This is a genomic window from Marinovum sp. 2_MG-2023, assembly GCF_030548265.1.
In the GTDB taxonomy this organism is placed as follows: domain Bacteria; phylum Pseudomonadota; class Alphaproteobacteria; order Rhodobacterales; family Rhodobacteraceae; genus Marinovum.
Window position 1 is genome coordinate 151,816 of sequence record NZ_JAUOSD010000004.1, and the last position, 25,112, is coordinate 176,927.

The 25,112-nt window shown below is 55.3% G+C and carries 30 protein-coding genes; 19 read left to right on the forward strand and 11 right to left on the reverse strand.

From position 1 onward, the window contains the following. Positions 1-9: 9 nt before the first annotated feature. Entirely contained in the window at positions 10-2,673 is a 2,664-nt protein-coding gene (locus Q4577_RS06905) for a flagellar hook-length control protein FliK (protein ID WP_303468972.1), read from the reverse strand. Positions 2,674-2,796: 123 nt separating this feature from the next. Here Q4577_RS06905 and Q4577_RS06910 point away from each other — a divergent pair, with 123 nt between their 5' ends. From Q4577_RS06910 to Q4577_RS06935, 6 genes are all read left to right on the forward strand, one after another. Continuing rightward, entirely contained in the window at positions 2,797-3,096 is a 300-nt protein-coding gene (locus Q4577_RS06910) for a rod-binding protein (protein WP_303469100.1), read from the forward strand. Further along, positions 3,093-3,449 carry a flagellar biosynthesis protein FlgN gene (locus tag Q4577_RS06915; protein ID WP_303468973.1) on the forward strand — a complete coding sequence of 119 codons (357 nt, stop codon included), beginning with the start codon at positions 3,093-3,095 and terminating at the stop codon, positions 3,447-3,449. Before Q4577_RS06910 ends, Q4577_RS06915 begins: the two co-directional genes overlap by 4 nt. A gap of 244 nt (positions 3,450-3,693) precedes the next feature. After that, positions 3,694-4,908: a flagellin gene (locus tag Q4577_RS06920; RefSeq protein WP_303468974.1), complete on the forward strand. Its 1,215-nt coding sequence runs from the start codon at positions 3,694-3,696 to the stop codon at positions 4,906-4,908. Positions 4,909-4,991: 83 nt separating this feature from the next. Beyond that, on the forward strand, positions 4,992-5,369 hold the full coding sequence (gene flaF, locus Q4577_RS06925) for a flagellar biosynthesis regulator FlaF (RefSeq protein ID WP_244684102.1): 378 nt from the start codon (positions 4,992-4,994) through the stop codon (positions 5,367-5,369). After that, positions 5,366-5,770: a flagellar biosynthesis repressor FlbT gene (gene flbT / locus Q4577_RS06930; RefSeq protein ID WP_303468976.1), complete on the forward strand. Its 405-nt coding sequence runs from the start codon at positions 5,366-5,368 to the stop codon at positions 5,768-5,770. Before flaF ends, flbT begins: the two co-directional genes overlap by 4 nt. Beyond that, a complete protein-coding gene (locus tag Q4577_RS06935; RefSeq protein ID WP_303567607.1) occupies positions 5,704-6,561 on the forward strand; it encodes a DUF1217 domain-containing protein in 858 nt (285 codons plus the stop codon). The genes flbT and Q4577_RS06935 overlap by 67 nt, the downstream gene beginning before the upstream one ends. Positions 6,562-6,606: 45 nt before the next feature. On the opposite strand, the gene Q4577_RS06940 is transcribed toward Q4577_RS06935, so the two are convergent. Then, positions 6,607-7,995 carry a FliI/YscN family ATPase gene (locus Q4577_RS06940; RefSeq protein WP_303468978.1) on the reverse strand — a complete coding sequence of 463 codons (1,389 nt, stop codon included), beginning with the start codon at positions 7,993-7,995 and terminating at the stop codon, positions 6,607-6,609. Between the two features lie 85 nt (positions 7,996-8,080). Here Q4577_RS06940 and Q4577_RS06945 point away from each other — a divergent pair, with 85 nt between their 5' ends. Genes Q4577_RS06945 through Q4577_RS06985 form a run of 9 tightly spaced genes read left to right on the forward strand, consistent with a single transcriptional unit; the run spans position 8,081 to position 12,644 of the window. After that, positions 8,081-8,470 carry a FlgB family protein gene (locus tag Q4577_RS06945; protein WP_303468979.1) on the forward strand — a complete coding sequence of 130 codons (390 nt, stop codon included), beginning with the start codon at positions 8,081-8,083 and terminating at the stop codon, positions 8,468-8,470. 14 nt (positions 8,471-8,484) lie between these two features. Further along, positions 8,485-8,877 carry a flagellar basal body rod protein FlgC gene (gene flgC / locus Q4577_RS06950; RefSeq protein WP_244684094.1) on the forward strand — a complete coding sequence of 131 codons (393 nt, stop codon included), beginning with the start codon at positions 8,485-8,487 and terminating at the stop codon, positions 8,875-8,877. Positions 8,878-8,909: 32 nt separating this feature from the next. Next, entirely contained in the window at positions 8,910-9,200 is a 291-nt protein-coding gene (gene fliE / locus Q4577_RS06955) for a flagellar hook-basal body complex protein FliE (protein WP_303468981.1), read from the forward strand. A gap of 4 nt (positions 9,201-9,204) precedes the next feature. Beyond that, positions 9,205-9,471, forward strand: a complete 267-nt coding sequence (locus tag Q4577_RS06960) for a flagellar biosynthetic protein FliQ (protein ID WP_244684089.1) — start codon at positions 9,205-9,207, stop codon at positions 9,469-9,471. A gap of 1 nt (position 9,472) precedes the next feature. Next, positions 9,473-10,186 carry a flagellar hook-basal body complex protein gene (locus Q4577_RS06965; RefSeq protein WP_303468984.1) on the forward strand — a complete coding sequence of 238 codons (714 nt, stop codon included), beginning with the start codon at positions 9,473-9,475 and terminating at the stop codon, positions 10,184-10,186. Between the two features lie 12 nt (positions 10,187-10,198). Further along, entirely contained in the window at positions 10,199-10,984 is a 786-nt protein-coding gene (gene flgG, locus Q4577_RS06970) for a flagellar basal-body rod protein FlgG (RefSeq protein ID WP_244684085.1), read from the forward strand. Beyond that, on the forward strand, positions 10,984-11,406 hold the full coding sequence (gene flgA, locus Q4577_RS06975; RefSeq protein ID WP_303468986.1) for a flagellar basal body P-ring formation chaperone FlgA: 423 nt from the start codon (positions 10,984-10,986) through the stop codon (positions 11,404-11,406). Before flgG ends, flgA begins: the two co-directional genes overlap by 1 nt. Positions 11,407-11,414: 8 nt before the next feature. After that, on the forward strand, positions 11,415-12,146 hold the full coding sequence (flgH, locus tag Q4577_RS06980; RefSeq protein WP_303469101.1) for a flagellar basal body L-ring protein FlgH: 732 nt from the start codon (positions 11,415-11,417) through the stop codon (positions 12,144-12,146). Positions 12,147-12,155: 9 nt separating this feature from the next. Further along, positions 12,156-12,644 (forward strand): flagellar basal body-associated FliL family protein, encoded by a 489-nt coding sequence (locus Q4577_RS06985; RefSeq protein ID WP_303468988.1) that lies wholly within the window; start codon positions 12,156-12,158, stop codon positions 12,642-12,644. 12 nt (positions 12,645-12,656) lie between these two features. Here the strand turns inward: Q4577_RS06985 and Q4577_RS06990 are convergent, their stop codons facing one another. The 9 genes from Q4577_RS06990 to Q4577_RS07030 all read right to left on the reverse strand — a co-directional run bounded on the left by Q4577_RS06990 (position 12,657) and on the right by Q4577_RS07030 (position 21,651). Next, positions 12,657-13,103, reverse strand: coding sequence for a hypothetical protein (locus Q4577_RS06990; RefSeq protein ID WP_303468989.1), 447 nt, complete (start codon positions 13,101-13,103; stop codon positions 12,657-12,659). Next, the gene (locus Q4577_RS06995; RefSeq protein WP_303468990.1) at positions 13,094-14,179 is read right to left on the reverse strand and encodes a flagellar biosynthesis protein FlhB; all 1,086 of its coding nucleotides are present in this window, start codon (positions 14,177-14,179) and stop codon (positions 13,094-13,096) included. The genes Q4577_RS06990 and Q4577_RS06995 overlap by 10 nt, the downstream gene beginning before the upstream one ends. Continuing rightward, positions 14,179-14,940 (reverse strand): flagellar biosynthetic protein FliR, encoded by a 762-nt coding sequence (locus Q4577_RS07000; protein WP_303468991.1) that lies wholly within the window; start codon positions 14,938-14,940, stop codon positions 14,179-14,181. The genes Q4577_RS06995 and Q4577_RS07000 overlap by 1 nt, the downstream gene beginning before the upstream one ends. Continuing rightward, positions 14,937-17,027 (reverse strand): flagellar biosynthesis protein FlhA, encoded by a 2,091-nt coding sequence (locus Q4577_RS07005; RefSeq protein WP_303468992.1) that lies wholly within the window; start codon positions 17,025-17,027, stop codon positions 14,937-14,939. The genes Q4577_RS07000 and Q4577_RS07005 overlap by 4 nt, the downstream gene beginning before the upstream one ends. 63 nt (positions 17,028-17,090) lie before the next feature. Beyond that, the gene (locus Q4577_RS07010) at positions 17,091-19,169 is read right to left on the reverse strand and encodes a hypothetical protein (protein ID WP_303468993.1); all 2,079 of its coding nucleotides are present in this window, start codon (positions 19,167-19,169) and stop codon (positions 17,091-17,093) included. Then, positions 19,166-20,035 carry a flagellar motor stator protein MotA gene (gene motA / locus Q4577_RS07015; protein ID WP_303468994.1) on the reverse strand — a complete coding sequence of 290 codons (870 nt, stop codon included), beginning with the start codon at positions 20,033-20,035 and terminating at the stop codon, positions 19,166-19,168. Before motA ends, Q4577_RS07010 begins: the two co-directional genes overlap by 4 nt. Before the next feature lie 60 nt (positions 20,036-20,095). Then, positions 20,096-20,746: a MotE family protein gene (locus Q4577_RS07020; RefSeq protein WP_303468995.1), complete on the reverse strand. Its 651-nt coding sequence runs from the start codon at positions 20,744-20,746 to the stop codon at positions 20,096-20,098. Further along, the gene (locus tag Q4577_RS07025; protein WP_303469102.1) at positions 20,746-21,126 is read right to left on the reverse strand and encodes a hypothetical protein; all 381 of its coding nucleotides are present in this window, start codon (positions 21,124-21,126) and stop codon (positions 20,746-20,748) included. The genes Q4577_RS07020 and Q4577_RS07025 overlap by 1 nt, the downstream gene beginning before the upstream one ends. A gap of 12 nt (positions 21,127-21,138) precedes the next feature. Then, on the reverse strand, positions 21,139-21,651 hold the full coding sequence (locus Q4577_RS07030) for a flagellar basal body-associated protein FliL (RefSeq protein ID WP_303468996.1): 513 nt from the start codon (positions 21,649-21,651) through the stop codon (positions 21,139-21,141). Between the two features lie 119 nt (positions 21,652-21,770). Between Q4577_RS07030 and fliF the strand changes: the two genes are divergently transcribed. From fliF to fliP, 4 genes are read left to right on the forward strand one after another with little or no spacing between them, the layout of a single operon-like run. Then, positions 21,771-23,408, forward strand: coding sequence for a flagellar basal-body MS-ring/collar protein FliF (fliF, locus tag Q4577_RS07035; RefSeq protein ID WP_303468997.1), 1,638 nt, complete (start codon positions 21,771-21,773; stop codon positions 23,406-23,408). After that, complete coding sequence (locus tag Q4577_RS07040; RefSeq protein WP_244684065.1) at positions 23,405-24,019, forward strand: ABC transporter ATP-binding protein; 615 nt, start codon at positions 23,405-23,407, stop codon at positions 24,017-24,019. Before fliF ends, Q4577_RS07040 begins: the two co-directional genes overlap by 4 nt. Next, on the forward strand, positions 23,997-24,287 hold the full coding sequence (locus Q4577_RS07045; protein ID WP_244684063.1) for a FliM/FliN family flagellar motor switch protein: 291 nt from the start codon (positions 23,997-23,999) through the stop codon (positions 24,285-24,287). The genes Q4577_RS07040 and Q4577_RS07045 overlap by 23 nt, the downstream gene beginning before the upstream one ends. Continuing rightward, on the forward strand, positions 24,287-25,030 hold the full coding sequence (fliP, locus tag Q4577_RS07050; protein WP_303468998.1) for a flagellar type III secretion system pore protein FliP: 744 nt from the start codon (positions 24,287-24,289) through the stop codon (positions 25,028-25,030). Before Q4577_RS07045 ends, fliP begins: the two co-directional genes overlap by 1 nt. The last annotated feature ends 82 nt before the right edge of the window (positions 25,031-25,112 follow it).

The following is a 25,112-nucleotide window of genomic DNA, read 5'->3' on the forward strand; positions in this document are numbered from 1 at the left end:
TGGGGCCTCCTATAGCCGAATATCCAATCGCGTGGCGCCAAGAGCCAAGCGTTCAGCCTGGGGGGCTGTGGCGGGTGCGTCCGCGCCTTCGGTTGCATTGGATTGCGGCTCCTCCGCAACCTGACCGATATCATCGCCGCCCGCGGCATTGCGATCGCGGCGGCCATTGAACGAGAATTCAAATGCGATGTCGTTGTAGCCAAGCTCGCGGAACGCCCGTTCAACGATGTCGATGTGACGCCGCATGAGATCATGGGTTTCCGGGCGTTCGCTAAGAATTTGCAACACAATCTGCCCGTCGCCCCCGGTCATTCGCATCCGCACATGGCCAAGCTCGTCTGGCCGCAGCGACAATTCAGTCACCTCGCCGGCGGCGCTTCGGGTGACAAGCGACAGTTGCTGCGCCACATCGCGGGCGACCATGGCATTTTGCATCTGAGTGGCGGGCTGCGGCGCGGTCACGCTCTGATGTGGAACGTCCCGCGTGGGCAGCGCGGCCAATTCGGACCGCGGCTGCACCGATTGCGTTTCGACGCCCGGTTGAAGGGCATTGGGTTTGGCGGGATCGCCACCTGATGCGTTGTCCGGTGGCGCGGCGATGCCCCGCGATGAAGGCTCCGCTGGTGATCCCGGCGTGCTGTAATCTGTCGGCAAAGCTGCCTTGGTTTGCGGTTCTTGCGCACGGCCCAAATCGGATGCGGCCATGGTTGTCGGCACGTCCGGTTTTTCGCGACCTTGCCCCTGATCTTGCGCGGGCATCCCGTTCGCGGTTGAAATTGCCTCGGTTGGTCTGGCGGCGGGCGCGATCCAGTCTGACCCTGTCAAAACCCCCAATGGCGTCTCCCTTGCGCCTTCACCCTTTGGCAAAGGTTGTGGCAATGCAACTCCCCCGGTGGTGTCCGGTGCCGCTCTGTGGGCTTGCGGCGTTGGCGGTGCCTCTACTTGCGGTGATCTGACGGGCGCAACAACGTCGGCCACCCCACCGCCCGCCATTCCCGATGATTGTCCCAGATCCGTCGCGATTGGCGCATTAATCGCGGGCACAAACGTTGTGGGGGGCGTTTGCGAGCTTTGAGATTGGTCGGCGGTTACCGGTTTGGCACCGGCCTCATTGCCCATGATTTGCACGACCTTCTGCGACCAGGCCAGTTCCGCCAAATTGCCCGGTTGTGACCCCTTGAATGGCGTCGACAATGCCGTTCCGCGACGTGTCGAGACCATATCAGACGGCAAAGCATCTTCGGTGGTGGCAAACCTTTGCGGTTCGTTTGACGTGACCAACCTAACCTCTTGGTCAGATTGCAAGGTAGTCGCAGTCAACTGCGTTAACGGTTCAGGTGCCGGACCCCTGTGACCGTTTGTTTCGGTCGGCGGATGCATCCGATCCCCTGAACCCGAAGCGATTTCCGGCGCTGCGGAGAATTCAATTTTGGCCCCACCCGGGTTCAATTCAATTTCCTGAGGGGCGGCTGTGTTAAATCGGCCGGTCCCTGCCGGTGTTCTGTCCGTCTTTGTCAGCCCCCTGGCGTCGGTGTTTTCAGGGTCGCCGGAAAGTGACGGTCCTTGGCCCGCACCCTGCGGATCGACGGGCAGTTGACCATCAACCGGCAATGCATATTTCTGATCTTTCGAGGCTACCTGCCCGAAACGCACTGGAATATCTGTCGTTTGATGGGGAATGACGGATCGCAGCCCATCTTCCGCCCGTGTAGAGCGCCGGATTTCGCTGTCGCCGGAAAGATCGGATGTCGGTCCAGACGACGGGATATGATACGCGACGTTGGCCATCTGGGGGGACTCCACCCCAGTGAGTTCCGGGTCACTGGCCGGAGGTTGTAGCCGGGAAACGGCCGTCGGACGGCTTGGGTCACGGGCGTGATCCGGTTCGTCATCCACCGATGCGACCAGACTGGGCACTGAATCCATATGATCAGCGGTTTCCACCGGATTTAGCTGGCTGGCATCCGCAAGACGCATGACATTTTTGACGATACCAACGCTTGGATCATTCTCCGCCCGGCCCGTCGGCGAAACAAACCCGGCTTCGACCGAAGCCTCCTCCGAAACCATGCCGAACGAAACCGGATCTTGTGCAGGACGAAAATTTGGAATGATGTCGCCGGGCTGGTGACCATCAATGCGCGCCTGCGGCTCCCCTCGACGATCCAAATCACCGCTGCTCTCACGAACTGGCGCAAACACATTGGTATTGTGCAAAAAATGCGACCCTGAAACGCTCCAGCTTGTCTCCCGCGAATTCTTTGGGGCGACGCCGGACTCAGATGCGCCGCGATCGGCTTCGGCCATTTGGTCATGGCTCATCGCGGTTGCAACATCCGCTTGCCGCAACCTTCCGGTTCCCGACTCTTCGGGTTCAGGCTGGATACCCTCCGCGTCCCAGGCGGCTTCGCCCTCTGCCGCCACTGTGGAGCCAACCTCGTCGGCTTTCGACGTTTGCTTTGCATGCACCGCCAATATGGGGTCACTTCTGACCGCATTCAGCTTGATGGCCCCATCCGCGAAGACCTTGGCAAAATCAATTGCCGCACCACCGCTGCCGGTCTTCGGATCCACCGGGATCAAACCGTTCAACATTACGCGTGAATGCGATTTGCGCGCATCCGGCCCGGTGCGCGCCGTCAAAGACAAGGTCGTGGAAACATCCGACTGCATGTGTTCTCCAGGAATTCTTCTCAATTCCGATGAATATCCACCATGTCGGTTACCGATTCTTTACCGATACTCCGGCAAATTGAGAAAAACCCGTTCAATTTTGAGGATTTTCCGATGCCGGATATGGTGCATTCAATTGCAATCGCGACAGGCCCTTTAGGGCAAACGAGCCGTGGGTTTGATCAAACTGAACAAAAGGCACGCAATATTCATCACGCCGCCCAAAAGCTCGAGGCGACTTTTCTTGCTGAAATGCTGAAATCCGCAGGTTTCGGCAAGCAGCGCGATTCTTTTGGCGGCGGTGCCGGCGAGGAACAATTTTCTTCGTTTCTTGTCCAGGCACAATCCGAAGCGATGGTGCGCGCCGGTGGTGTGGGTCTGACCGAAACCTTTGTCAAAGCTCTTATGGAGGCTGAAAAATGACCGAACAGGCAAGCGAAATTCTGGACGAACTCAATGATTTGCTCGATTCCGAGCGCAAGGCGCTTTTGCACGGCGATATTGATGAGGTTGGCCGCGTGCTGGACACCAAGGAACGACTGCTGCGCGAACTGACGGAAAGCGCCGATGTGGAAACCACGGGCCTGGGTGAGCTGAAGGACAAGCTGTCGCGCAATCAGGAATTGATTGAAAGCGCGATGAAGGGAATTCAGGCGGTAGCGCAACGGTTTTCCACCATCCGCCGTGTCCGCAAGTCGCTGGAAACCTATGATCGCAGCGGCCAGAAACAGATGATCGAAGTATCAAAGAGCGGTCGATTGGAAAAACGGGCATGAAATCAATTTAGGAAAAATACCTGAATTGGTTGTTTCAAATGCTACGGACCGAGGAAATGTGAATTAGGAAAGCGTTAGGACAAAACATTCAAATTGGCAGCGCACCATATCGGTGGCGCAGCCTTCGCCGAACATACGCGGGCCGCACTTGTCAGAATGACATCGCAACCGGGGGACCGGTGGCCGGAAAACCCGACACGAACCCAATCCGACGCAAAAGCGTCTGGCGTATGAAGGAAAATCTATGTCTAGCATCCTGACGAACAATGGCGCGATGGTCGCGCTGCAAACACTCAAATCCATCAACAAAGGCATGTCCGAGGTTCAATCGCAAATCTCGACCGGCAAATCCGTTGCGACCGCCAAAGATAACTCCGCCGTCTGGGCCATTTCCAAGGTCATGGAATCAGATGTAAAAGGCTTCAAAGCCATTGGCGACAGCCTTTCGTTGGGTGTTTCGACCGTGGCCGTGGCGCGGAACGCATCGGAAACCATCACCAATCTGCTGACCGAAATGAAGGGCAAGATTGTCGCCGCGCAAGAAGACAATGTTGACCGTTCGAAAATCAACGATGATGTCACCGCTCTGAAAGACCAGATCAACGCCGTTGTATCTGCCGCGCAGTTCAATGGTCTGAACCTGGTCGATGGCTCCGCTGCCAGCGCCTCAATCCTTGCATCTCTGGACCGCGATTCTTCCGGCAATGTGACAGCATCGTCGATCACGGTCACAGGCCAGGATCTGTCGACCGGCAACTATGTTGCGAATGACGTCTTTGGTTCGTCCGGCGGCACACCGTCAACCAATGGTGACACGGTCGCGCTCTCTCTTGATAACGGCGGCGGCAATGATCAGATCACCATCGACGATTCTGCCGGCGCGGCCTTTGCTGCGGGTGATCGGGTGTCTTTGAATGTTGGCGGCCAGGAAGTGTCCTATACCGTGACTGCGGATGACGCGGCGGCGACCACCACGTCGGATATTGTCGCTGTTGGCTTGAAAAACGCCATCGACAACCTCGGCATCGCTGGTTTGACCGTTGATTACGACAGCGGCAGCCCCGGTGAATTGGCCTTTACCAATGCCGGCACCGTCGACCTGGCAGTGACTGGCCAGTTCACCAACGCAGGATCTGGTGGCCTGGGCGCCATGACCGGCATTAACGTCAGCACCGGGGTCGGCGCAACAGCGGCCTTGGCAACAGTGGAAACCCTGATCAATACCGCGATCAGCGCCTCCTCTGCCTTTGGTTCGGTGGAAGGCCGCATTGAAATTCAGGCGTCGTTCATTTCAAGCCTGACAGATTCGATGCAATCGGGCATCGGCGCCATGGTCGATGCTGACATGGAAGAAGCGTCGGCCCGTCTCCAAGCGCTTCAGGTGCAACAACAATTGGGTGTTCAATCGCTGTCGATTGCCAACCAGGCGCCGCAAACCCTGTTGTCGCTTTTCCGGTAAATGGATCGTTCAAAGGCGGGGATTTTCCCCGCCTTTGAGCCCTCGGTAAACAACTCGTCGAACTCCAGAAGGAAGGATGCGTCGTGAACGTTCAGTCCATGGCCCAACGCGCCTATTCGCAATCCGCCGCGCCAACAAAAACTCATCGCCGGGCGGAATACGAAACTATTGCCCGTGCCACACACGAGTTAAAGGCTGCCGCCGAAAATTCCCGCGCCGATTTTCCGCGCTTGGCAGACGCCCTGCATCGCAACAATCGGCTTTGGACCATCCTGGCAACAGATGTTGCGGATCAAGCCAATCAATTACCCAAAGATCTGAAGGCGCGGATTTTCTTTCTGTCCGAGTTTTCGAAACGCCACTCAGCCCAGGTCCTGGCGGGCAAGGCCAATGTCGCGCCGCTGCTGGAAATCAACACCGCAATCCTTCGAGGTTTGCGCAATGGGAGTTCACAGTCATGAGCGGGCTTGTCCTCAAACTGGGACCCAAGGAAAGGGTCCTGGTAAACGGCGCGGTGATCGAAAACGGGGACCGCCGGAGCAGGCTGAACATTTTGACGCCCAATGCCCATATCCTGCGGCTGCGGGACGCAATTCACCCGGAAGAGGCAAATACCCCGGTCCGCCGGGTCTGTTTTGCCGCGCAACTTGTGCTGACGGGTGACGCGGAACCCGAAGAATCGCGACATCAACTTTTGCGACGCATAGAAGAGTTGAGTCAGGTTTTGACAGACACGGACAGCCGTCGGCTTTTGGCCAATGCAACCGAGGCCGTGTTGGGCGATCAATTCTACCAATGCCTGAAATCCTTGCGCGCGCTTATTCCGCGCGAGGATCGGTTGATGGCGGCCACACAGAAATGAGTTTTCAGCCGATCCTCCCTGCCTCTGGCCTGGTCGGTTGGAAGATGCTGACGCGAACGCTGGAAACCCAGCAACGGGCCTTTGACCAGTCGCCGGAAAATTTGCGCGATGCCGACTACTACAAGGCGAATATCGCCAAAATAGAAACCGCGGAACAACTCGTCGATGATCGCCGACTGTTACGCGTGGCGTTGGGCGCCTTTGGTCTGGAAGACGATATCGACAATCGATACTTCGTTCAAAAAATCCTGGAGGAAGGCACCCGCTCAGAAGACGCGTTGGCAAACAAGCTGACCGACAAGAGATACGCGAAATTCTCTGCCGCCTTTGGGTTCGACCAATTTACTGGCTCCAATACCTATTCACCAGCTTTCGCCCAACAGGTCGTCGACCGTTACAATCGAAATGCTTTTGAGATTGCGCTTGGCGATCAGGACGAAAGCATGCGCCTGGCGTTGAATGCCGCCCAGGATCTTCCGGAATTGGCTGCTGAGGACGGCACCGATGATGGCCGCTGGTATCTGGTCATGGGCACGCCGTACCTGCGAGAGGTTTTTGATACCGCAATGAACATGCCTAGCGGTTTCAGCCAGCTTGATCTTGAACAACAGCTAGAGATCTATCGCGACCGGTCCGAACAGCGTTTTGGCGTCTCCGAAGTCGCCGATTTTGCGGACCCCGAATTGCAGGAAAAGTTGATCGAGCAGTATTTGCTGCAAAGTCAGCTGGCCGAAAGCACCAGCTATTCCAGCATGTCCGTCGCGCTTACCTTGCTGCAATCGGCTGGCTGACGCCGCGGTCCTGAACCGGTTAATTCATCCCATTTTGGATTGGTCCTAGCCTGGACGTTGCGCCGCCCGGGTTGTCGGCATTCGTCCAAGTTGTTTTTGATTGGGGCGATAGGATTCTGCTTCTCTCAGGGTCAGTTCCAGCCGCTCGAAACTTTGTTCGATTGTTCCCGGTTCCTTCTGTGCGACAAGACCATCCAGTTTTTCAAACACATGTACGGCCTGATCAAGCGCAAGGTCGCTGCCAGGGGCATAAAGCCCCGCTTTGATCATGGTTTCAGACCCACTGTAGGCGCTGAGCAATTTGCGGGCGAAAGCAATCCGGCCATTCTGGTGGTCCGTCGCACAGGCCGGCAGGCTGCGGGATACAGAGCGCAACACATTCACCGCAGGATAGCGGCCGCGTTCCGCAATTGCCCGTTCAAGCACCACATGACCGTCCAGCACCCCGCGAAGGACGTCGGCCACGGGTTCATTCATATCTGATCCCGCCACCAGCACGGTGAAAATCGCTGTAATGTCGCCGCTGCCCTCTTTGCCGGGACCGGCGCGTTCACACAGCGACATGATCATATGCGACATCGACGGCGGATATCCACGCAGGGCCGGCACCTCGCCACCGGCAACGGCGACTTCGCGATGCGCCTCGGCCAGGCGGGTAATCGAATCCGCTAGATACAGAACCTGAAGCCCTTGATCGCGGAAATATTCTGCGATCGCCATGGCCGCAGCCGGGCACCGACGGCGCACCAGCGGTGAGCGATCCGAGGTTGCGGCGACAACCACACTGCGGGCCATACCTTCGGGGCCCATGACATCATCAATAAACTCACGCAGTTCACGGCCACGTTCACCCACCAGTGACACCACCACAACATCTGCCTCAACCTTGCGGGCGAAATGGCCCAGAAGGCTGGTCTTGCCGACACCAGATCCGGCAAACAACCCGATCCTTTGCCCCCGCACCAAGGGCAGGAGCGTGTTGAACAACACCATTCCGGTATTGAGCCGACCGCCCATCCGCCCGCGCACCGCCGGTTCCGGCGGACGGGCATGGATCGGTCGCAATTCCGTACCACCCTGCAAGGGGCGGCCATCCAACGGCACACCATAGGGGTCGACAACACGGCCAACCCATCCAGCATGCGGCGAAATCTGTGCTTCCGGCATCAAGAACACACGATCGCCCAGCGCCACACCTTCCAATGCGTCATCGGGCAGCATCATCACCCCGTCCGGCGTGATTTTCAAAACCTCGCCGCGCAACGGTTCCCCGCGCGACCGCACCAGCCGAAGCTGATCGCCCATGCGCACCCGCTTTCCCAGACCGGCCACCATAAGATAGGTGCCATCCACACTGACGACCCGGCCAAACGGCCGAATGGGCGTCACTCTGGCGATCCTTTTTGTCAAACCTTCCAGCCGGGGCTGTTCCATCGGGCGCTTCCTTTATCTGCTGACAACAATTTCTAAAGGAATCAGGGTTAAGCCTTGGTTGAAGCCAATCGAGGGAGAAGCCCCGATGTACGATAATCTGAAAGTCCTGCAATTGTCGCAGGCGATGGCACGCCATGCCACGGCGCGTCAGGCCGTGGCCGCCGAGAATATGGCCCACACCGATACGCCGGGCTACAAGTCCCGCGACCTTATGAAATTCCCGGAAATGATCCGCCAGAATTCGGCGCAATTCGGATTGCGCGCCTCTCGGGCGGACCATCTGCATGGCACCATGGATGGGGCAATGCCCGAGGCCATTCCAGACGAAGGTGCGGTTGGTGACCCCAATGGCAATACCGTGTCGCTGGAAACCGAAATGATGCGTGGCGTCGATATTCGCCGTCAACATGACCGTGCGCTGGCGATCTACCGCTCCTCACTCAATATTTTGCGCGGCAGCCTTGGCCGCAAATAATCAGGAGTTATTTCATGAGTGACCTTTCAAACTCATTATCCGTGTCCGCCAGTGGCCTGAAGGCCCAGGCAACGCGACTGCGGCATTTGTCGGAAAATATCGCCAATGCCGATACGCCGGGATACCGGCGTAAAACCGTCCCATTCCAAGTGGATCGCCAGAATGGCGATGCCAAGGGGCAGGTGACCACAGGTCGCGTCAGGTTGGATCAGAATGATCTGGCCCAAATTTACGATCCTTCACATCCTTTGGCCGGTGAAACCGGCCATTATGAAGGATCGAATGTGAATCTGGTGATCGAAATCGCCGATGCACGCGAAGCCCAGCGCAGTTACGAGGCGAACCTCAAAATGTTTGATCAGGCACGGCAAATGTCCACCAGCCTGCTTGATCTCCTGCGGAGATAAACTTTCTCAAAACCCCTTGAAGGAGACCCAGAATGGATGTCCGTTCAATTTTTGCCGCACAGAAATATGCGGCCTCTCGTCCCGTCACAACACCGGATGAGTCCAAGCAATCCATGGGCGCCGCGATGCTTGATCAGGCCCGGGACTTTGCAGAAACCCTGCAAGTGGCTGAAGACACAGCAAAATCGGCAATGGTTGGCGATGCCGATCCCCATGCATTGGTTCAGGCGCTGGCCCAGTCCGAATTGGCCGTGGAAACCGTGGTGACGGTGCGCGACAAGGTCGTCGAAGCCTACCAGGAAATTCTTCGGATGCCGGTCTAGCCGCATGGACGAGGCCCTGTTTTTCGACACATTGCGCCATGGGCTTTGGGTTTCGGTGATCATGTCAACGCCGATCCTGCTTGCTGCGCTTCTGGCCGGGGTCACGATCGGGCTGTTTCAGGCCCTGACCTCTATCCAGGAAATGACGCTGACCTTCGTGCCAAAACTGGGCGCTATCATCGTCGTCTTCTGGGCGTCGATGAGCTTCATGACCGAACGGCTTGTCGCCTTTTTTCACAATTGGATCATTCCCTTGATTGCCGGAGCCTGAAATGGAAAATGCGTCTTATACCACATTGACCCGCCAAAGCGGATTGATGCGGGAAATGCAGATTGTGGCGAATAACATCGCCAATTCTGCCACAACCGGATTTCGCAGCGAAGATATTGTGTTTTCGGAACATGTGGCGCGGGTCGACAATGGCCCGTCGATTTCAATGGCCACGGCCAATATCAGCCATTCGTCGGAAATTCAGGGAACACTGACATCCACCGGCGGGCCATTTGATTTCGCCATCGAAGGCGAGGGGTATTTTCTGGTTCAGGCCCCTGCCGGTGAACGTTTGACCAGAGCTGGCAATTTTTCGGTCAACGGCCAGGGCGATCTGGTCAATTTTGATGGCTATCCCGTTCTGGATGCCGGGGGTGCCGCCATTTTCATCCCGCCCGATTCCACCGAGATCGGCGTCGCGGTTGACGGGACTTTGTCCTCCAACGGTGTGCCATTGGCGCAGCTTGGCATTGTCATCCCGGTCGACAGCCAGAATTTGGTGCGTGAAGACGGCGTGCTGTTCCGCGCTGACAGCGGATTTGACCCGGCCGAAAACCCCAAGGTGCTGCAAGGGACGTTGGAAAATTCCAATGTCGATCCCATCCGCCAGATCGCCCGCATGATCGAGGTGCAACGGGCCTATGAAATGGGCGCGAGCTTTCTCGATGCTGAAAACGAACGTGTTCGCACCGCGGTGCAAACCCTGCTGAAATAAAGGAACCACATTATGCGCGCCCTGAAAATTGCCGCGACTGGCATGACCGCACAGCAGATGCGGGTCGAAACGATCTCCAACAATTTGGCGAATATGTCGACAACCGGGTACAACGCCCGCCGCGCCGAATTTGCCGACCTGCATTACCAGCAATATGCCCGGGCCGGCACGGTCAGCGCCGCAGACGGCACAGTTTTGCCCACCGGTATTCAGCTTGGTCTTGGCGTGCGCCCCGCCGCGGTTTCAATGCATCTCCAACAAGGGGCGCTGTCCGCGACATCCAGTGATCTTGATGTGGCCATCGACGGCAAAGGTTACCTGGAAATCACGCTCCCCTCCGGTCAGGCGGCCTATACCCGCGATGGCGGTCTTAAACGCAATGCCGAAGGATTGATCGTAACCTCTGACGGTTTTCCGGTCGCGCCGGAAATTGTCATCCCGGCGGACGCCCGCAGCCTGTCGATCAATGCCGACGGCGACGTCTATGCCTATTTCAACGACACAACCGAAGCCCAGCTTCTGGGTCAATTCACCCTTGCCGGATTCACCAACGCCAAAGGGTTGGAGGCGATGGGATCGAACATGTTTCTCGAAACCGAGGCATCCGGCCCCGCCATTGTATCCGCCCCGGGCCAAGACGGATTGGGCATTCTGCGCCAAGGCTATCTGGAAGACAGTTCGGTCGATGCCGTGCGCGAAATTACCGAATTGATCGAGGCGCAGCGGGGCTATGAACTCAACGCCAAAGTCATTTCTGCCGCTGACCAAATGCTCGGCGCAACAACCCAGTTACGCTGATGCGAGGGGAATTTGCCGCCGTCATCATCGTACTATTGGCCAGCCAGGCCGCGGGCGACACCCTTGTGCCGTCACAAACGCTGCGCGCCAATACCATTGTGACCGGTGCCGATCTCGTGCTTCGCCCCGTCGACACGCCCGGGGCACTGTCCGATCCCGACCAGGTGATTGGTCAGGAAACCCGGGTGACGCTATATGCCGGCCGGCCGATCCGCCCCGGCGACATCGGCCCGCCAGCATTGGTCGAACGCAATCAGATTGTCGTCTTGCAATATATTGCCAACGGCCTGTCCATCAATGTGGATGGCCGCTCGCTTGGGCGCGGCGGCGTGGGTGACCGTGTCCGGGTCATGAACCTCGCGTCACGCACCACCCTGTTTGGAAATGTCCAAATGGACGGAACGATAAAGGTCAGCCAGTGAAATCCCCTATCAAATCCCTACCCGTCTCCCTCGTGGCACTGCTGCTCACAGCTGCGGGTTGTGCCCGGCTCGATCATGTGGGTCGCGCGCCGACGTTCAGTGAAACAAACGACACCGCAGAGCATTTTGCGATGCTCAGCCCGGGTCTGCCGGTGGAAAGCGAACATGGCGTGCGTCGCCCGGAATCCTCCCTCTGGGAGGGCGGTCAGGAATCGCTTTTTGGTGACCGGCGTGCGGCCAAACGGGGCGATATCCTGACGGTTGTCATCGAAATAGACGAAAGCGCAGAAATTTCGAATTCCACCGCGCGATCACGCTCTGGCGCTGAAACCATGGCGGTACCGCAACTCTTTGGCCTGCCGCAACGGATCGACCCGGATCTGCCAGAGGGGGCTTCGCTTTCCAATGCCGTGAACCTGAATTCTTCGTCGAACTCCGGTGGCGATGGGTCCGTCCGGCGGAATGAAAAGCTCGAGCTGCGTGTGGCTGCGACCGTCGTCGACGTCTTGCCCAACAGCACCCTGTCCATTCAAGGGCTACAGGAGGTGCGGGTCAATTTCGAGCTGCGTGAATTGATTGTGACCGGATATGTGCGGCCCGAAGATATCTCTCGCCAAAATGAAATCACTTACGACAAAATCGCATCTGCCCGAATTTCCTATGGTGGGCGCGGTCAAATTACCGATGTGCAGCAACCACGGATCGGGCAGCAAGTGCTTGATGTCGTTCTGCCATTCTAGGGGGCCAAAATGGGGAAAATTCTTCCAATCCTGCTTGCGCTTCTTGGCATTGGTGCCGGTGTTGGTGCCGGCATCCTGCTTAAACCAACGGCCGAGGCTGTGGTCCTGGACAATCCATGCGGCGAGATGCCGGCCAAAATGGCAAGTGACCACACCACCGAAACCGCCCCGACCGACGTCGAATACATCAAATTAAACAACCAATTCGTCGTCCCAGTGGTCACAGAGGCGCGCGTGGCTTCGATGATGGTCATTGCCCTCAGCGTTGAAATACCAACCGGACGCTCGGATGAGGTCTACCTGCGCGAACCAAAGCTCCGCGACGCCTTCCTTCAGGTGTTTTTTGATCACGCCAACCTGGGTGGATTTACCGGCACTTTTACCAGCTCCAGAAACCTTGATGTCTTGCGACGTGCGCTGCGCGAAACCGCGCAAAGCCATTTCGGCGATCTGGTCCAAGACGTCTTGATTACCGACATCGCACGCCAGGATACCTAGGGTCAGGCCACACTACGGTTTCGGGGCCATTGATCCGGTTCCCCATTCCCGGCAAATCTCCAGATCCAGAAGATCCTGCAAGTCACGTTTTCCGGCCTGATCCAGACGTTCGGCGCGGGACTCGTTTTCCAGTGATGTCAGTGCCGTATGGCGCCCGAATGACCGTCGCGCGCGCGCCCTCAGAACATCCTTTTCCGCGAGTTGATGCGCCAGTTTGGCCAGCAACTCGCGGCGACGCATGTCCGCCCAATGTTGCCACAGCGCCTCGCCGGTTTGGGCAAAAGCAACCTCCAGCCCTCCCTGCTGAGCCACAACCCGCTTGCCTTCTGACGATACAAGCGCCTCTAACTCGGCTCGAAGCGCGGCCTCCTTGGCCATTGCCTCGCGCAAATTCAATGCATCCCGATCAAATTGCGCGCGGGCGACCTGGTTCAATTCCGACAGTTGATTTATGTCCATGCGCGGCTCTTTCGGCGTAATGCTTCGGCGTAGCGAATGGCAACGGCGACGGCCTCGAAATGCTGCGACCAAATCTGCTGATCCAGTTTCACATCAGCATAGAGCGCACGCGCGGTAGGCGGGTCACTATATATCGCCACACCCTCTTCCCGCGCTATCTCCTTGATCTTCAGCGCAATCTCATCGACGCCCTTAGCGATGCAAACCGGGGCCTCCCCCGCCGCGCGGCTCCATTTCAGCGCCACAGCAAAATGGCTTGGGTTGACGATCACCACATCCGCCTCCGGAACCTGTTTCAACATCTGGTTAAACGCAATTTCCTGCGCCTTATTTCGGCGGGATGCTTTAAGATGCGGATCGCCCTCAGCCTCTTTGACTTCGTCCCTGATCTCCTTGTCAGACATGCGGTTTTTGGCCACATGCGTTCGAAATTGCCAAAGATAGTCAATAACACCAATCGAGGTTGCAATACCCAGAACAATTGCCAACAAAGAAATAGACAGGTTCAGCCAAATCAATATGGCTTCAGAGGCCTCCAGCTGCATCGCGCCAAGAATGACTTCTTGTTTTCCATTGAGGAACATCGCCAAGATCACGGCATAGATCACCAGTTTCACAGCACTCTTGAAAAACTCAAACAGCCCATTCCAACCAAATTTGTTTTTGAAATTGGCAACTGGCGAAATTCGTGAAGCTTTAAATTTCAGCTTATCTGGTGCAAAAACCATACTGCGCTGACCAAGCACCGATGTCAGTACCGTCAAGAAGGGCAAAAGAACCCAGGGCGCCACTGCCATCGCAACGGCGCCAATTAAATATCCGCCAAACTCGCGCCCATCCCCACGGAATATCCCATTTGCGAGGTCTTCAGAATGTGACAGCAGCGGAGTCATAGTCTTTCCAAGACTATTGAGCATCGAACCACCGAATATTGTAGCCGCAATAAGAAACCCGAAATACATCGCAGCGGTGTTGACCTCGGCAGATTTAACCAACTCACCCTTTTTTCGAGCATCCTCTAGTTTTTTGGGCGTAGGTTCATGAGGTTTGTCACCACTTTCCGTTTCTGTGGCCATCACACGCCTCCTATTGGGTTGGCAACAAAGCTTTCAACCGCGGTTTTCCACAAACTCAGCATATAAGACGCACTAAGAGCCAGAAAAATCATCCCACCCAAGGTGATAATTGGGGCCCCCACAAATGATACCATTAACTGCGGCATCGCCTTATTTATAACTCCAAGTGTCACATTATAAAGCATGGACAGGATCACGAAGGGCACAGCCATCCGAAATGACAATACAAAAACATCGCTCGCCTGTTGGGTAATCCACATCGCAAATTCGCCCGGTTCGGGCTTTGCACCAATCGGCCAGATTTCATACAATCGAACTATTGTAGACAGGAAATCTAAATGAAACCCGGACATGAACAACAGAGCAAGACCACCAACCACCAAAATGTGACCCATGGCCGGCATCGGCTCGACTCCCGAATTGCCCAAAATCTGGCTAAGGGATGTCGATTGCGCCGCAATTGTTCCGGCTATCTGTAATGCAAAGACCATAAATCTAAAAGCCAGACCAACCGCCAACCCGATAACCGACTCACTTACTAGAATCACGACGGTCAAGGGTGGCACAAAATGCGCCGAATCAAGAAACAGCGATGAAATAAACAGGCTGACCGCAATTGAAAGAGACAGTTTTATTCTTGTTGGGACACTTTGTGTCCCTATCCCTGGCATTACGGACATGGCAGCACCGATACGAAAAAAGATGAGCGTCGCAAGAGCACTCGAACTGCTCAAATCGCCGTAAATATCAGCAAGTGTCATGCAGCCACGGTTCCAACCAACATCGGACGAGCCTCCAATCCCAACTCTTCAAACGACAGGATTGGTGTTTGAAATCCCTTAGCCCGAGTAATTCGTCGCAGAAATCGGCGGCGACGCGACGACGTGACGATAGAGGCGGAAAATCCATTTTCACTGCTTTGCTCGATTTGATCTGCCATTGACCCAGTCAGCTTGGCAAAAACTTCGGGCGGTAACGCCACATCAACAGCGTTTTGATCCGTATCCACCTGATATGTTGCAAATATCTCTTCCCATTCCGGAGCGAGCTGAATTAACGGAATAGTTCCATCAGGTCGCTTCAATCCGGAAACGATCTGAAATCCAAGCCGCTGTCGAACATGTTCACAGATGCCTTCGGGTTGATTTGTGAACTTGCGCGCTTCGCCGATCGCCTCCAAAATGACCGGAAGGTTACGTATTGAAACCTGTTCGTCCAACAAATGCTTCAAAACTTGGTGCAACAAGTCCATTGGGACACGGTCCGGAATCATCTCGTTCAGCAGTTTCCGGTTCGCTTCTGCTCGTTCAGGCTCGGTCAAATTCACCATTTCGTCCAGGAGTCTAGTAAGCGCCTTATACGTAAACAACCGACTGAAATTAGCTTTGATTACCTCCAATAGATGCGTCGCCAGAACCTCGTTTGGCGTGACAATAGTCAAACCTTGTAATGCAAAATCCTCCTGCTGATCCGCTTTTATCCATCTTGCCGGAGCCCCATAAACTGGCTCATCTACATCCTTGCCTTCCGGCAGATTCTCTGACCCCTGGGGGATGAGAGCCAAAATCAAATCAGGATGCACTTGCGCGTGCGCCTGTTCGACGCCTTGTATATGAATGATGTAAGTGCCGGGATCGACAGATACATTGTCCGTCAGACGAATCTCAGGCAATATCAAACCAAATGACGTCGCAATATGGGTTCGCATATTGGATATCCGTGCATCTAGTCCCGATGCGGGATCTAAAACCATATCAACCAAATCGCTCGCAAACTCCAAATGGATGTCGTCTAGCGAAAGCAGGTCACCAATAGGTTTTACTCGCGGCTCTGGCGGCATACCTGAGTCAATTGGTTCTTGAGCTAGCCGAGATGATTTTTTGTATTGATGAACACCCATCCCCGCAAATACGATCGCACCCAAGGCAAAAGGAGCAAACGGCAAGCCCGGTAGAATTGCAAAAGAGAATTGCAATGCAGAAACCGCCATGAGCGCCGACGGATGATTACCTAATTGCCTGATCAGCGCAACATCCGCGGTTCCAGAGTTACCGCCTTTGGCCAGTAATAACGCGGACGCTATTGAAACAATGACCGCCGGAATTTGCGTGACCAGACCATCCCCAACCGTCAGAATTGCATAGGTTTCAAGAGCGACGCCAAACTCCATTCCATGTGCTATGACGCCATTTGATGTCCCAACCACCAAATTCAGAATGGTAATTAGGAGGCCTGCAATGGCATCGCCCTTTACAAACTTGGAAACGCCATCTAGGGAGCCAAGAAACGTTGTTTCACTTTGGTCGTGCTCACGGCGTTTTTTGGCGGTTTCATGATCTATCGCACCCGCCGATACGTCGCTATCAATGGCCAATTGCTTTCCTGGCATTCCATCGAGCGCAAATCGCGCTCCTACCTCTGCCATTCTGGCAGCACCCTTTGTAATTACCATAAAATTGACAATAAGGATGACACAAAATGTAACTAACCCAATTACAAAATTGCCGCCCATTATGAAACCAGCGAACCCATCAATGACATTTCCCGCAGCCTGCGTTCCGGTGTGCCCTTGGCCAATAATGAGTTTCGTGGAGGATATGTTTAAAGCAAGGCGCAGCATTAGTCCGGCCAGGAGAATGGTTGGAAACGAAGAAAATTCCAACGGCTCCTCAATAAAAAGCACAATGACAAATACCAGAATTGCGATCGCAAAGGATAGCGATAAACCAAGATCCAATATGACCGCCGGCACGGGAAAAATCATCATCGCAATGATTCCCAATAGCCCCAAAGCAAGCAGAACCGTGTGATTGAGGACCATTTTTGAAATTAGATTGACTTTTTTCATCATGATTTCTTTCGCCGAACTTTGATCTAATTGCCCCAAAAACTCTGACCCAACTGGACGAAATTACGGCAACACCCCCAAGCCTGGGTCATTTAAAACTGACGTCACGGAATCGGCTAACGACGCGGTTGCATCGGCCAGTTCATTGGCATCTTTCAATGTGATGAGACCTGATGTGGCGGGATCAAAAGTATCTGTGGCAAACGACGGGTCGATTGCAGCTATCATGGTGTCCACTGGGTCCATGCGACCCAACGTGGACGCCGTTTTCTTGGCTTCTACTAGCTCGCCAGCAGCGAGCAACGCATGATAACGAGCCTCGTCTACATCTTTTTGATCGGATGACACGGCGCCAAAAAGCCGATCATCCGAAATACCAATCTCACCTGATGCGCGTGCAGCCAGAGCTTGGGCCAATAGCTCGCCGCTCAAAGGTTCGGCGGTCTCGATGAGCCGCGCGGCGGTTTGGGGAAATTGATTTTGATATAGCCGCGCCGCGACCGCGCGACGGACCTCTGGTGCAACTTCCAAAATCAAGGGGAGCTCGGAATGTACAATGCGTAAGAACGTAACCGTGTTATCCGATGCGGCTAGAGACTCAAAGAACTTCGACCTTACGTCAAAAGTATCTTCTGGCGCGAAGGTTTCGGTTTTGATCTTGTCGAGAGCCAAATCAAAGTCGCCGCGTGAAATCAAAGAGTATGCTTCAGCCTTGCGCAACATTCCGGAATTCTCCCTGTGGCGATTTTCCACCGCGTGACTGGCCACCAAATCGGCAAGAGGGGCGGGGACGACCTCACCGGACTCGACGTGTCGGGCGACGAGCAAGGCAGCTGCCTCAGCGGCTTCTTCCCCATTGGAATGCGATATGGATTCCAATAACTTGTCTTGCTCAGTCTCGGTTTCCGAGAGCAGGACCTCTGCCATTGATGCGGGATTCGACATCCCGGACCGATCAACGATTTTGGAAATTAGATTGGCAGCCTCCGGTTGGCCCGCCGAAAACAGATTTGTTATCAACCTCGGCGCAATAGTACGGAGGAGCGGACGTGGCATGCCCTCTGCAATTCGCACAACTGCGAGCCCTTCTTCGTCGGTCATCGGTTTTTTGGCGGCCGCCAGGTTTGACCAAAGTACGTTGTCCGGGCTGCAATGTTCAAATTTCTCGAACTCAATGCGCGGAATCTCGTTAGATGCTTCAATCACCGCCGCCAAATTTCGTAAAAATTCGTGACCTTCGCCATTGAAACCAGCCAGGTCAAGAAGTTGTGCTGCCTCGGCACCAAGCCCCTGCGAAAGATACAATTGCGCCAACCTCGTTGCTACCTTGCGGTCCAATTGCAGCCCGTCCGTGTAGAGCGCCGCGAGAAATTGATTTTTGACTTTATAGAAATCATCGACTTCCAGGAACTCATCAATCGGTGCACGGCTTAACGCTGTGCAATTTGCTTTGGTAAGGTCCCTCAGCCCATTGGCGGCTCTGGAACCGGGGGCTTCCGGTAGGGCAATATTTGGTAGGGCGACATTGCGAAACTCTGTGCCAACAACAACGTTTTCTGTCGGCACGGTTGAATTTGGAGCGCCAATTTCAAGAACTTGCCTGGTGGTGCGGTTCGCGAGAGCCTGCGCGAATTGCGACACGCTGGAGGTGGAATAAACCTGACGTTCTTGCGTAGGGAGCTTTAAGGCATCGCGCAGGTCGATCGGCGCGCCCTCTTGATTTACCATATCGGTCTGTCTTGAGGCCGGAGAAGAAACATCCTCCTCACTAGACGGCAATGCTTGATCAGTTTCTGTCACGTCGAAGACCAACATATTGGGTGCTTGAAAAAACGATTTAGCCCGACAATGGCAAGCCAATTCAATAGTAAGATGATTTTCCTCGACTGTCTTCACATCCGAGATACGGGTACGCGGAATGCGGTCGAAAACGGTCCCACTGTCGAATTTATGATCGGTTTTACCAGTGATAAGAACCTCAACCTGTCGGTCATTTTGCACCACTTGCCAATCGGTCTCATCAGGTAGAAAGGCGACAATGCGCGTGAAATCATCGTGTTCTCCTGATCGCAATACCACGGTATCGGCACTCGCTGGGAAAGATGAAACGAGAATTGAAAGTATGGCGATTAGGCGTTTCATGCGGCATCCTGTTTCAGGGATTTGAGTGCCTCTTCCAAATCATTGAAGTCCGGCCGGAAATGCGAGGGTGTATTTTGGCGCCCCACTTCGATGCAAATATTGGTTGGATGGGAATGTAGATTCGCCACCAATACTTCACGTATTAGTTGGTGAAAGTGAGAGTCATCTTCGACAACGGATTTGACCCGCGCAGCAAAAGGGCCGACCAACCCATAGGCCAGGAACACACCGAGGAACGTCCCGACAAGAGCGCCACCAATCATTTTCCCCAATACTTCTGGAGGTTGGTCAATCGATCCCATCGTTTTGATAACACCCAGAACCGCTGCAACAATACCCAAGGCAGGAAGGCCATCGGCCACGGTTTGCAGCGCATGGCTGGAATGCATCTTATGGTGCAGGGCCGCCTCCATACGTTTTTCCAGCACTTCTTCAACCTGATGTGGATCATCGTAATTCATGGTTGCGGCGCGCAAGGTGTCACAAATCAGTTCAACAGATTCTTTGTCGCTTTGTATTTTAGGATATCGTGAAAAGATGGAACTCTCTTGGGGCGATTCAATATGCTCTTCCAACTGCACCGGATTTTGCTTCGCAATCCGTATCAATTCAAATAGCAAACATAGAAGATCCCGGTAGTCCTCTTGTTTCCACTTCGGGCCTTTAAAAACTTTTCCAATATCTTTTATTGTGTGTTTCGCGCCCCCGGCATCGTTACTGATAAGAAAGGCCCCCAATGCGGCGCCCCCGATCATTATCATTTCGAACGGCAGGGACTTCATAATTATCGCCAGTTTTCCCCCGGCGAGAAGATAGCCCCCGAAGACCATGACAAAGACAATAGAAATTCCGACAAAGCCAATCATCTTGATACCTTTTGCAAACCTTGCATCGAAGTCGCATAAATTTCTGAAGATTTCGTTCGATTATTGCTTTGGAACTTCGGCATTGCGTCCTGCAAGAACCACACTAATCGTGTAAGCGGTTTCCGGTGTCAGACCGGTCATGATGCCAGCCGCCGATTCCGACCGCATACGGCCAAGAAACCCGGCCGCAAACTCGGGCGCCATGGTTTCAAACAGGGCCGCCGCATCCTTGGGTTTCATGTTTTCATAGACCGCGGTCAGACGCGCCAGGTCAGATTCGGCAGCCTCGTCCGCCAGAGAAATGGTGGCCCGCAAGGCGGTTTCTGCCGCCTTCAGTTCTTTCAATTTGGCACTAATTTGATCGTCTGCGACCCTAAGCGCCCGCATCCGCATGATGATCCGTTCCTCACGTTCCAGAATACGTGATTCCCGATCTTCCATCGCGTTGAGCAGTGGCAGCAGATCAGGGTCTGTCTCGCATTGCAGGGGTTCGGGCAGGTTGTCTGTAACCTCTGCGACCATTTCTTCCGGGCTTGCCTCGCGCGCGATCGCCTCTGTTGCTTGCAGGCCGATGCGCAGAATCGCAGAGCCCAGCAGTAAAGCGGCAATCACGGTTAACGTTCCCCGCCCGGGCCGGCGCGGCCGTGTGGTCTTGGTCGCGGATCCGTCCTTGGCCTTTGGTTTTGCACCGGGTTTCAGATTTCTATTCATCACCCTGCCCTTCCGGGTTCCCGAGAATGCCGGGCAAATACCGGGGCGGCCTCAACCAACGGTTCCTTTTCGTTCAGGGGGGCATTTTCTTCCTGATCTGGAATGTCGTGCATTGAGGCAACCAATAATTCCAGCTTTCGGGACACAGATTCAGCTCTGCCTGTCAGATCCTCCAGCGACTTACTTGACCCATTTGCCGCCGCTTGCGCGGACTGCAGTGTTTTGGTCAGGTCATCCACCTGAGCGGAGAGAACGGCCACGGCCCCACCAACACCGTTTTCAAGATCGTTGAACCGGCTCAATCGCCGCGCAAGAACATAACAATACATGCCCGCCCCAAGCGCCCCGGCGACAAGCAGCACATCCGCAATCATTTCCATCATGTTGCCCCGTCAATTCACCACAAATTCCATGACAAGCAGGTTGTTCACCCGCTCATCCCCCAGCACCAACTGGGCCCGTCGCAACAGATGCGACCGGTATTTCAACAGCGCCGTTGGCTCTTCCAGGTCGGCGACCTCCACAGCGCGAAGATAGCTGTTGAACACATCCACGACCCTCGGGCGCAGCGTTTCCACGTCTGCCTTCACACTCGAAGGGACCTCCAACTGCGCAGTAAACCGCAAGTGGCGTGCCCCGCCGGACGTCGGCAAAGAGATAACCATCGGATCCAATGGAACAAATGCCACATCCGGCATCGCCATATGTGTGCCGGATGCGCTTTCGTCTTTGCTATTTTGGCCCGCGTCACTGGCATGGCTTTCGCCAGCACCCAGAATCAATCCGGAATACACCGCATAAAAACCGCCACCCCCGCCCGCAATTGCCAGGACTAGGCCGATGATCAGCGGCAGTTTCGACTTCTTCTTAGCCGGTTTTTCCTCAACTTCGTCGGATAGTGCCATGCGCCACCTATTTACTCGCTGACCAATCTATAACCGCAGAGGAACTAACCGATTGTTAAGGCTGATCGGCGAAACCGTTAGGACAAGTCGCGCAGAACGCCGACCCGACGGAGGACACCGTGGATCAAATTGCCAAAACATGGGCAGCCTTGAGTTTGCAGAAAAAAATCGGTGCGGTTGCCGCCGGTCTCGGCATGTTTATCGCCGTCTTCTTCATGAGCCGCATGGCCGCAACCCCAAGCATGGCGTTGTTATATGCCGGTCTTGAAAACGGTGCCGCGGGCGAGGTTGTGCGCGCCCTGGAACAACGCGGAATGGAGTATGATATTCGCGGCGGATCGATTTTCGTCGCGTCGAACAAACGGGATGAATTGCGCCTTACCCTGGCCAGCGAGGGCCTGCCGACGAACAATACCAAGGGCTATGAACTGCTCGATTCGCTGACCGGATTTGGCACGACCTCACAGATGTTCGATGCTGCTTACTGGCGCGCGAAAGAGGGTGAATTGGCCAGAACTATCCTTGCCAGCCCCGCGATTGCCGCGGCGCGCGTTCATATTGCAAACGCGTCGTCCAATCCGTTTCGCCGGGATTCAGATGGCTCTGCGTCGGTCTTTGTGACCGCGTCCGGGTCTGGCATGTCGCCGCAACAGGCCAAGGCATTGAAATATCTAGTGTCTTCTGCCGTGCCCGGTTTGTCGCCGGAAAATGTGGCTGTGATTGACAGTGCCGCTGGCCTGATCGCCGCAAGCGAGGAAGACGCACCTGCAACTGTCGGCGATGAACGTTCTGCCACATTGCGCGAGGCCGTCATGCGGCTGGTCGAGGCCAGAGTCGGATTTGGAAATGCCGTTGTCGAGGTCAGCGTTGATACAGTCACCGAAAGCGAATCGATCCGGGAGCGCCGCATTGACCCCGAAAGCCGGGTCGCCATCAGCACCGATACAGAAGAACGGTCGAACAATTCCCAAGAGGCTGGCAGCGGCGGCGGCGATGTCACCGTGGCGTCGAATCTGCCTGACGGGGATGGCACGGGGGGCGAATCGAACTCTCAGGGCAATGAAACCCGCGAACGTGTTAACTATGAAATTTCCGAAACCGAGCGGGAATTGGTGCGTGGTCCGGGGGCCATTCGCCGCCTGACCGTTGCGGTTTTGGTTAATGGCACAACAGCCCTTGATGCCAATGGCGCAGAGATATTCACCGCGCTGCCCGAAGAAGAGATCGAGGGGCTGCGGGACCTGGTGTCATCGGCCGTTGGATTTGATGCCGCCCGTGGCGATGTCATCACCATCCGATCCATGGCCTTTGAACCCATTTCCGAGGCCGGGACCGAAGCGGTGCCGGGGCTGTTGGCGCAATTGCCGCTTGATCTGGGCACTTTGATTCAAATGGCGGTTTTGGGTCTGGTGGCCTTGATCCTGGGGCTGTTTGTCGTTCGTCCGATCTTTAACAACCCACCCGCGCCGGACGTTCTCGCGCTGCCGCCCCGCGCGAATGACCCCGAATCCAGCCCAGCGGAATCGAGCTTTGACGACACCACCGCGGAATTTGAACCGCTGGACGGCGAAATCGACGATGGCCGGGGCGGATTTATGCCGCTTGCACCAACCGGGATGGCGAACACGGATGCCTTTCCACTCGATACCCCAACTGACCCGGTGGAACGGCTGCGCAATCTGATCGGCGAACGACAGGAAGAAACGGTCGAAATTCTGCGCGGATGGCTGGATGACACCGAGGAGAAGGCCCAATGACAATCGGTCATTTGTTAGAGGATTTTGGCGGCACCCGCGCCGCTGCGACAACGCCCGTACTGCAGGATGATGAAGAGATAGAAACGCGTCGCCTTGCTGCGTTTGAAGAGGGGTATCAAGCGGGTTGGGATGACGCGGTTCAGGCCCACGCAAAGGACAAGATCAGATTGACCTCTGATTTGGCTCAGAATCTCTTGGATCTCTCTTTTACCTATAATGAGGCCTACAGCCATCTGTTGCGGGAAATGCGGCCCCTTCTGATTGAAATTATTGACAAACTCTTACCAGAAGTCATGCGCCGCTCGATTGGACCCCGGATTGTCGAAGAGCTTCAAAATGCCGCCAGCGAAAACCTTGCCTGCGATGCCCATATCCTGGTCCATCCCGGCTTGGTCGAAACGGTTGAATCCCTGATCGAACGCGAAGACAGCTTTCCGGTCCTGATCCGTGGCGATGTGAAAATGGCCGAGGGTCAGGCGCAGCTTTCTCTCGCTGACCGCGAAATCGAAATCAATCTGGATGACGTGATTTCGGAAATTTCCGCCGCGCTGGACGCATTCACCCTCGATCTTCAGAAGGAAGACAGCCATGGGCGACAACACGCCGTTTGATACCACCAAAAGTCCGTTCACCTCGGTCCCGATCGAAATTACGATTTCCGTCGGCAAAGCCCGGCCCACCGTCCGTGACCTTCTGCGTCTTGGGCCGGAATCTGTGCTGACGCTCGACAAGCGGGTCGATGATCCTGTCGAACTTTATGTTGGAACGCGGCTGATTGCGCGCGGCGAATTGATGGAGGCCGGGGAAGATATGCCCGGGCAATTGGCTGTTCGCCTGACCGAGGTCGCAGACCTGCGAGACAACCTGGAAGAAGGCTGATGTCGGCCTGTCTTACGCGCGTTGTCCCGGTTGTTTTGATCGTCTTTCTTGCGCTCACCGGAACAGAAATCCAGGCTCAGGAATTGTCGCTGGATCTTGGCGATGGCGGGTCAATCACCGTGCGGTCGATTCAGTTGATCCTATTGATCACGGTGCTCAGCCTTGCGCCGGGCATCGCCATCATGGTCACGTGTTTTCCGTTTATTGTCACGGTGTTATCCATTTTACGCCAGGCTCTAGGCCTGCAACAGGCGCCGCCGAACATGTTGATTGTGACGCTGGCCATGTTCCTGACCTATTACGTCATGGATCCGGTATTTACCGCCGCGTGGGAACAGGGAATTCAGCCGGTTTTTGAAGAATCCCTGCCGTTGGAAGATGGCTTCAAACGGGCGCTGGATCCTTTTCGCGCCTTCATGGCTGCCCGGCTTGACTCTGATACGTTTGATGCCATGGCCGCCCTGCGCCCCGATGTCGAGGCAGAGGTGTCGCCCGAGGCGCCGTTGAGCGTGCTGATCCCCTCTTTTTTGTTATCCGAAATTTCCCGGGCATTTCAGGTCGGGTTCCTGATTTTCCTGCCCTTCCTCATTATCGATCTGGTGGTTGCGGCGATCCTGATGTCGATGGGCATGATGATGGTGCCCCCGGCCATTGTGTCCCTGCCGTTCAAATTGGCGTTTTTTGTGGTCGCTGATGGCTGGGCCTTGGTCACCAGCAGTTTGGTGCGCGGCTATCTGGAGTAGAAATTCCAACCGGATGCCAAATACACTGGCGGCTGATCTGACCCGAAACAGGGTTTCGCAAGGTCACCTTTTCGGCAAACGC